The 687-nt window shown below is 60.0% G+C and carries 1 protein-coding gene; it reads right to left on the bottom strand.

Annotated elements, in window-relative coordinates; all coding sequences use genetic code 11:
* Nucleotides 1-649 (bottom strand): class II glutamine amidotransferase (locus C5Y96_RS08120; RefSeq protein WP_233198878.1); only part of this gene is annotated, 649 nt, incomplete at its 3' end.
* Between the last annotated feature and the right edge of the window lie 38 nt (nucleotides 650-687).

Below are 687 nucleotides of genomic sequence, written 5' to 3' on the forward strand. Positions count from 1 at the left end.
TGATCGCGTGGCCAGGTTCCAGCGACTTGATGCTTTCGGGCTCAAAGCCGAGGTTTAGCAGGGCGACGCTTTCGCTGGCCGCAGCGAACATCGGGCCTTCAATCGCATAGCAAAGGGGCTTGATGCCAAGCGGATCGCGGGCAATCAGCATGTCCCCTTCGGCGTTCAGCATTACCAGGCTGTAGGCGCCGTCAAAACGTTGACTGGCGTTTCGCAGCGCTTCGATCAGCGGCACCTTGCGATCGCCGTTCATCTCACGGCTCAGCTCGTGCATGATGATTTCGGTATCGGTCTCGCGGGCCAGATGATGATCGTTGTCGGCCAGCAGGCGATCGCGCAGTTCCTTGTAGTTGGCCAGCTGCCCATTGAAGGCGAAGCTGAACCATTTGTGCTTGAGCAAATGATGTCGCTCAAACGGTTGGGCGTAGCTGCGATCGTCTTCGCCGCAGGTGGCGTATCGGACATGGCCAATCGCGGCGCACCCGGCGTATTCCCTCATCAGCGCTTCGCTCTTGCCGCGATGCGACAGACGGAAGACTTCTCGCACCGTACCGATGTCGCGGTGGGTGTCGATCAACTGATTGCGGCCTGGCATGTACGTCGTCATGCCGGCGGCCAGCTGCCCCCGGTTCTGAATGTCGAGCAACATCCGAGGCAACAACCGCGAAATGTGCGCGGGGCCTTGAT

It is taken from the genome of Blastopirellula marina, assembly GCF_002967715.1.
Classification (GTDB): Bacteria; Planctomycetota; Planctomycetia; order Pirellulales; family Pirellulaceae; genus Bremerella; species Bremerella marina_B.